Below are 6666 nucleotides of genomic sequence, written 5' to 3'. Positions count from 1 at the left end.
ATTTGGTCAGCTTCTGTAAAATCCATCTTTTCAATTACATTAATTTGATGAGATTTCTAGAAAATCCGGAAAAAGACTGGATTATTGACAAAGCAGAGCAAGAACAATTATCTTTTAATTGGTAGCCTGTTTTTGAAAAATTATAATAAATTAAAATTAAATAACTGATAATCAAACAGATAAAAGATGAGGTCACTTGATTTTATCTTTTATCGGACATTAATGATTTTAAATAATTAATAAGTCAAAAAAAAGTCTGAATTTAAAATTTAGGCTTTTTTTGTTTTTAATATTCCGATGATACTTTTAGTTCTTTATTTTTTTCTTTTTCTTCATTTTATTTATCCAAATAATGGTTCCTGTTACTGGCAAACTAGTTGCAATTAAACAAGCTAAAAAATAGATTATTTTTGAAAAGACACCAAAAATATCGCCTGTATGCATGGGTTTAATTAAAGCAGCTATTTTTTGATTCATAGGCTTATCGGCAAATCGTTCTACTTTTAATACTTCTCCAAAGGTTGATATATACAACTTATCGGCAGTTACAGGAGACCAATTCTCTTCATTATATTTTCTGAAACTATAATAAGCATTTTCTTCAGAGGGAAACGATACGGAGAGATTGCCTTTATAATCTAAAGTTTCATTGGCTATTTTAATAACTTCGTCTATAGACATATTTGAAGTTTTGGTTTCCCCATCAATATCAAATTGTGGTGTAGATCTATCAAATATTTTGGCGCCTATAACATGTCCCAAACCTTCTCTATAACCATCAAAAGACCAACACAAACCTGTAATTGCCATAACAAGTAGAAACACACAAGCATAGAAACCCAAAGTATTATGCAAATCGTGATTAATACGTTTCCATTTAGCTTTGGTTTTGATTTTTAATCCTTGGTTTATATTTCTCCATGACATCTTTTTTGGAAACCAAAGCACAATTCCAGATATAGAAAGAAGTAAAAAAATAATGGTAGCAACCCCTACTATTGGTCTTCCTACTCCTGTGTCCATTAATAACCATCTGTGAAGTTTAAACATGGTTAACATAAAGATATCGACACTGGTTTTTTCCACCTTTAAAGTTTCTTGATTATAAGGATTTACAAGTATTTCTTCTCCTCGACGTTCTTTAATATCCTTTTTAACGTTAAACACATATGGTTCTGAGTCTTGGTTTGGTATTGTTAAACTAGCAACAATTCCATTGTTGGAATTTTTAAGTGTTTCAACTAGAGTTTCAATTGTTTGTTTTTCTTGAGTAGCCTCAACTCTTAGTTCTTTGGCAAAAAAGTCTTTAATCTCATGTTCAAAAACTAAAATGGTACCTGTAAAACATACTATAAACAAAATTATACCACTAGTTAAACCTAGCCATAAATGAATATCGTTTATGAGTTTCCTTAAGCTATAATTATTCTTTTTATTCATATAAAAGCTTTAAACACTTAAAGTACAGCCTAAATCAGACCGTACTTTAAAGCACTTATTTATTAGTATTTAAAAAGTGTAAGACAAAACACCTGCAAAATTTCTTGGATCTGTTTGGTTAATATATTTTGTTCTGTACGAGTTGTAACCAATTTCGTTAAACACATTATTTAGTAAGACTCTAAAATCCCAATGTTTATTAAATTTATAAGCTGCCTGCATGTTCACTTGGGTGTAGGCATCCACAATAAAAGGCTTTTGGTTTGGTACAATTCCTTCATGGGTTATAGGTCCAGAACTCCAATCGTTTATTGGTCTTTCACCTGTAAAATAAACTCCTGCTCCAACAGTTAAACCATCTAAAAGACTATTAAAACCATAATTAACATAGGCGTTAAAGGTGTGTTTAGGCGTGTTTAAAGGTGCCGAACCATATACATAAGAGGTGTGTTCTTTATATTGTGCATCTATATATGAATATCCGGTAATAAGTTCCAGGTTTTCAAGAACTCGACCACTAAGTTCCACTTCAACTCCTTTTCTTTCGTCGTTTCCTCCTTTTTGAAAATAGCCTGTAGCTACCCAGTTTTCATCGTAAACCGGCAAGTTAATATCTGTATTATTAATTTTGAAAAAGGTGAAATTAAATCGTAAACGACTATTTAGCCAATTGGTTTTTATTCCTGCTTCAAACTGATCGTAACGCTCGTTTCCTAATTCGTTTCCATTGATATCCAAACGCGTGGCTGTTCTTGGGTACGAACTATTGGTGTAAGATGCAAACACATTGATGTTTTTTATTGGAGTTATAATTATTCCCCCCAATGGATTGAACGCATTACTTTTAACTGTTTCCGTTTCGGCTTCAGTTTGTGTTTTACTATAACGAAGGCCTAAAAATGCTTTCAACCATTTATTAAAAGTTACAACATCTTGAACTACAAAACCGATAGCACTAGATTTTGCCCCCACCAATGTAGCATTGCCATAATTTATATTGTTTGGTAAATTCCTTGTATTATTGGTAAATACGTTAATAGTATCAACAGTCGAAATACTTTGGTTCTTAGTTTCAAAAGACGAGGTTCTGTAATCGAATCCTACTTGAAACGTGTGAGAAATACTTCCTGTCTCAATATCTTGTCCTACTAAATCAAATTGTAACACACTGTTATTATCATGACGTTCGGAAATGGCATAACCTCGGTTACGTTGGTTATAAATAGGATTATCAAATTCATCTTCGATAGCGTTACCAAGACTGGCACCTTTGTCGTTTAGATCTAGATTGGATTTATAAAAGGCTCCAACTAAATTTAGTTTATCGGTTAATTCACGATTAAATCTTACCGAATAGGTCGTGTTTTTGGTTAACGCCTTGTCATTCTTAAAACCTAGAAATTGATCGTAAGGCAAATCGTAAATGGCATTTATGTCGTTTTCGGCAAGGTTTACTGTACCTACATCTGGAGTTCTATTATCATCAAAATAATCCATCTCGAGCGTTAAGGTTGTTTTATTGTCCACACGCCATTCCAAAGATGGGTTAAAATAAAATCTATCTGAAGAAATTCCAGATCTATAACCATCTGCTCGTTCTATGGCGCCATTAATTCTAAAAGCTACATTCTCCTTTTCGGTTAGAGGACCATACACATCAAATGCCGTTCGAACTTGACCGAAACTTCCACCACGGACATAAGCATTTCCACCAAAATGATATTTCGGGGTCTTGGTTACAATATTTATAATTCCTCCTGGACTTCCTAAATCGGTTGCAACACCTTGGGTAATGGAAGCTGAACCTTTTAGAACTTGGATATTATCTACTCCTTGCATATCGGTCAAGATTCCCACACCTCTAAAATCTGAGTGCACACGAACCCCATTTTTTAAGATAGGAATTCCTCTAAAACCACGTGAAGACATACTTTCACGCTTATTTCCATAAGTAGCAAATGTATAAACACCTGGAACGTTTTTAGTAGCATCAGAGATGGTTAAATTTCCCTGCTGTGTTATTAATTTTTCAGAAATAATGGAAATACTCTGAATTTGTTCATAAGGTGCCAAAGGCAATCTGGTAATAGCTTCAATTTTATCGGGATGTTTATACCGGTTTCCAAAAATTTCAATTTCATCTAAATAAGAATCACTTTCCAATTTGAAATTAAGAGCTATGGTTTCATTTTCTAATAAATGAACCGTTTTACTATTGGACAAATAACCAATCGAAAACACTTTTACAATATAGTCTCCTGTTGGGAGATTTTTAAATTCAAAATAGCCTTTTTCATCGGCTGTAGTTCCATAAGTGGTCCCTTTAAGTATGACATTCGAGAAAGAAATTTCTTCGTTATTATGACTTTGAATAAGACCTGTAATTTGTGATTGTGAGAATGACATTTGAACTGTCATTAAGAGGAGTAAACTTAGTTTTCTATACATGAGAATTATATAAATTTATTTATATTGATTATAAATTGAAGGCAAATATAAAACCCATAAACGTATCTGCAAAGCTTATTTAGACTAAATTTAAATAGTGTTTTGTAATAAGCTCAAGCTGTGTAAAATAGAATAAATAAAAAATGTACTTTTATGAAAATTATTGATCATTATGAAAAAAATAGACTCTATTGATGAGTATATTGAGAGTAATTCCCACTTCAAAGCAGCGCTTGAAGTATTAAGACAGATAATAAATTCTACCCAATTAGAAGAAACAATTAAATGGCATTCTCCCGTGTATGAGCTAAACGGTAAAAAACTGGTTGGGATTGGCGCTTTCAAAAACCATTTTAGTCTATGGTTTTTTAATGGTGTCTTTTTAAAAGATGAAAGCAAGCTGTTAGAAAAAGCCCAAGAAACCACCAAAGCTTTAAGACAAATGCGTTTTGAGTCACTTGAGGATATTGATGAGAATGTTGTTTTAAGCTATATAAAAGAAGCCATAGAAAATCAGAAATTAGGCAAAGAGCTAAACCCTGAAAGAAAAGGAAAAACGGTAGTTATACCCAAAGAGTTACAAAAGGAACTAAAAGCTGATTCGGCTTTTCTTGGCGCCTTTAAAATAATTACACCAGGAAGACATTGTGAATACTGTAAATATATAGCCACAGCTAAACGGGAAGAAACAAATTATCTAGGTTGGAAAAGATAAAACCAAGGATTTTAAAAGGAGTTGGTTTGAATTACAGCTAGAAAATGCGCTAAGCTGCTTAGAATAGAAGGTGATAATTAAACGAAAATAAAAAAACAAGACATTATAAAACTAAAAAAGTCACCCAGAATTTGAGTGACTTTTTTTATAAATATCATTTAAAGTAAATTACTTTTTAGCCTCAACAGAAACATTTAGTTTTTTACTCATTTCTAATGAAATAGCCGATTTATCGAATTTAATTTTACCTGCTAATGTTTCAATTACACAGCTTCCATCCGCATCGTTTAATTCTACTACCTTTCCGTGCATGCCACTTTTGGTAATTATTTTATCGCCACGTTTTAATTCGGCAGCGAATTTTTTTTCTTGTTTTTGACGTTTCATTTGAGGTGCAATCATAAAAAAATACACAACTGCAAACATTAAAATAAACGGCAAAAAACCACCAATTCCTTCTCCCATTTAATTAATCGTGGTTATGACCTTCGTGTCCTGGTTGTGTACTAGATTTCACTACTGCTGGTGCTCCCATTGCTCCACTAATTGGTGTTTGAGCTTGAGCTGGAGTAACTGGCTTGTTTGGATCTGGCTTAACAAATGCAGATATTTTAACTGTTTCAGTTCCAGATTCTGTGTTAGCTGTAACTGTAACTGTTTTAGATACTTTGTTAGCTCCTGTTCCATTAAACTTTACAGTAAAATGTCCAGATTCTCCTGGGTTTAAAGGTTGTTTGCTCCAATCTTGAGGAACTGTACATCCACAAGAACTTTTAATATCTGTAATTACTAAAGGAGATTCTCCAGTATTTGTGTAATTAAAAACAGTTTCAACATTCTCTCTGGCTTCAATTTCACCAAAATCGTGTTCCGATTTATCAAATGTAATAACAGGGAATTTTGAAGAATTTGCGTCTCTTTCTGCAGCTACTGCTACGTTTTCTTCATTAATTTTTTTAGAAGCATCTTCTTTACAAGATGAAAATGCTATTAAACATAGAGCTGAAAGCCCTAAAATTGCTTTTTTCATTTTAATATATTTTTTATTTAATTTGTAAAAGTAATAATAATTTCTAACTACATCAACCCTCTTCCTGTTTTATTTAAAGTATCGCTTTCTTGATATTCTTTAATAAGCTTATCTAAAATACCATTTATAAAGATACTACTTTTAGGTGTAGAGTATTCTTTTGCTATTTCCAGATACTCATTTATGGTAACTTTTACGGGAATAGAAGGGAATTTTTGAATCTCGCAAATAGCCATTTTCAATAACACGGTGTCTAAGCTCGCTATTCTTTCAGCATCCCAATTTTGAGTTTTTTCTTGAATAACTGTTGAGAGTTTAGATTGATTTAAAAGTGTTTTCTTGAATAAATTTATGGCGTATTCTTTATCTTCTACATCTTTATATAATTTTGGCAAGAAATGCTTAGATGAGGATTGCTGTTTTACTTTTCGTAGAAGTTTTAAAATAACGGTGTTTACAACTGGTAAATCGTCTATCCACGTTAAGTTTTTATCTTCTAAATAATCGTAAAGCTTGTTGTTTGGCGCTATAATATCTGTAAAAACATCTGTAACAAATTCTTTATCTTCCTTAAAGCTTGACGTTTTGGTCTGCATATATTGTTCATACAGATCGCTGGCTAAAATTTTACGGAAAATAATATCTACATATTCAGAATCCTGTTCCCAATTGGTTATTTTTCTTAGTTCGAGTTCGTCTAAAAGCAACACATTGTTTTTTAACATTAAAAGCACCTCGTTGTTAACTAGCTTTTTATTAAAATTCTTGTCTTGGACTGTAGCTAAAAGTTTGTTACTGGTTTTTTCTGCGTGGTCTTCGGCTTTTTTCTGAATCTCAATAAGTAAAGAAATCAATAATAAATACAGGTTGTATATATTGTCTAAACTATGAGTTAAGAATCTTTGTTCTTTATCAAAACTATCGCTTTCTCCTCCTTTAAAGGAATAAATAGTTTGCATGACTTTTATTCTAATGTGTCTTCTGTTAAGCATATGTACAAAGAACTAAATGTTTCAATATTAAATTGTAATTA

The 6666-nt window shown here is 32.0% G+C and carries 6 protein-coding genes; 1 reads left to right on the top strand and 5 read right to left on the bottom strand.

Going from position 1 to position 6666, the window contains the following annotated elements:
• Positions 1 to 306: 306 nt before the first annotated feature.
• Both VKY47_RS12970 and VKY47_RS12965 read right to left on the bottom strand, forming a co-directional pair.
• Entirely contained in the window at positions 307 to 1440 is a 1134-nt protein-coding gene (locus VKY47_RS12970) for a PepSY-associated TM helix domain-containing protein (protein ID WP_324313237.1), read from the bottom strand.
• A gap of 69 nt (positions 1441 to 1509) precedes the next feature.
• Complete coding sequence (locus tag VKY47_RS12965; RefSeq protein WP_324313236.1) at positions 1510 to 3888, bottom strand: TonB-dependent receptor; 2379 nt, start codon at positions 3886 to 3888, stop codon at positions 1510 to 1512.
• Positions 3889 to 4060: 172 nt separating this feature from the next.
• Between VKY47_RS12965 and VKY47_RS12960 the strand changes: the two genes are divergently transcribed.
• A complete protein-coding gene (locus VKY47_RS12960) occupies positions 4061 to 4603 on the top strand; it encodes a DUF1801 domain-containing protein (protein ID WP_324313235.1) in 543 nt (180 codons plus the stop codon).
• A gap of 168 nt (positions 4604 to 4771) precedes the next feature.
• Here the strand turns inward: VKY47_RS12960 and yajC are convergent, their stop codons facing one another.
• The 3 genes from yajC to nusB are packed head-to-tail and all read right to left on the bottom strand — an operon-like array spanning position 4772 to position 6592.
• Entirely contained in the window at positions 4772 to 5068 is a 297-nt protein-coding gene (yajC, locus tag VKY47_RS12955; protein WP_324313234.1) for a preprotein translocase subunit YajC, read from the bottom strand.
• 4 nt (positions 5069 to 5072) lie between these two features.
• Positions 5073 to 5633 (bottom strand): DUF1573 domain-containing protein, encoded by a 561-nt coding sequence (locus VKY47_RS12950; protein ID WP_324313233.1) that lies wholly within the window; start codon positions 5631 to 5633, stop codon positions 5073 to 5075.
• A gap of 47 nt (positions 5634 to 5680) precedes the next feature.
• The gene (nusB, locus tag VKY47_RS12945) at positions 5681 to 6592 is read right to left on the bottom strand and encodes a transcription antitermination factor NusB (RefSeq protein WP_324313232.1); all 912 of its coding nucleotides are present in this window, start codon (positions 6590 to 6592) and stop codon (positions 5681 to 5683) included.
• Between the last annotated feature and the right edge of the window lie 74 nt (positions 6593 to 6666).

This window comes from Xanthomarina sp. (assembly GCF_035306705.1).
Lineage (GTDB): Bacteria > Bacteroidota > Bacteroidia > Flavobacteriales > Flavobacteriaceae > Xanthomarina.
The sequence above is the reverse complement of the archived record's forward strand: the minus strand, read 5'-3'. Positions and strand labels throughout refer to the sequence as shown.

Excerpts from the sequence above, each read along its gene's own strand:
- yajC (WP_324313234.1), bottom strand. The coding sequence starts at position 5,068 with ATGGGAGAAGGAATTGGTGGTTTTTTGCCGTTTATTTTAATGTTTGCA.
- VKY47_RS12965 (WP_324313236.1), bottom strand. The coding sequence starts at position 3,888 with ATGTATAGAAAACTAAGTTTACTCCTCTTAATGACAGTTCAAATGTCA.
- VKY47_RS12970 (WP_324313237.1), bottom strand. The coding sequence starts at position 1,440 with ATGAATAAAAAGAATAATTATAGCTTAAGGAAACTCATAAACGATATT.
- VKY47_RS12950 (WP_324313233.1), bottom strand. The coding sequence starts at position 5,633 with ATGAAAAAAGCAATTTTAGGGCTTTCAGCTCTATGTTTAATAGCATTT.
- nusB (WP_324313232.1), bottom strand. The coding sequence starts at position 6,592 with ATGCAAACTATTTATTCCTTTAAAGGAGGAGAAAGCGATAGTTTTGAT.
- VKY47_RS12960 (WP_324313235.1), top strand. The coding sequence starts at position 4,061 with ATGAAAAAAATAGACTCTATTGATGAGTATATTGAGAGTAATTCCCAC.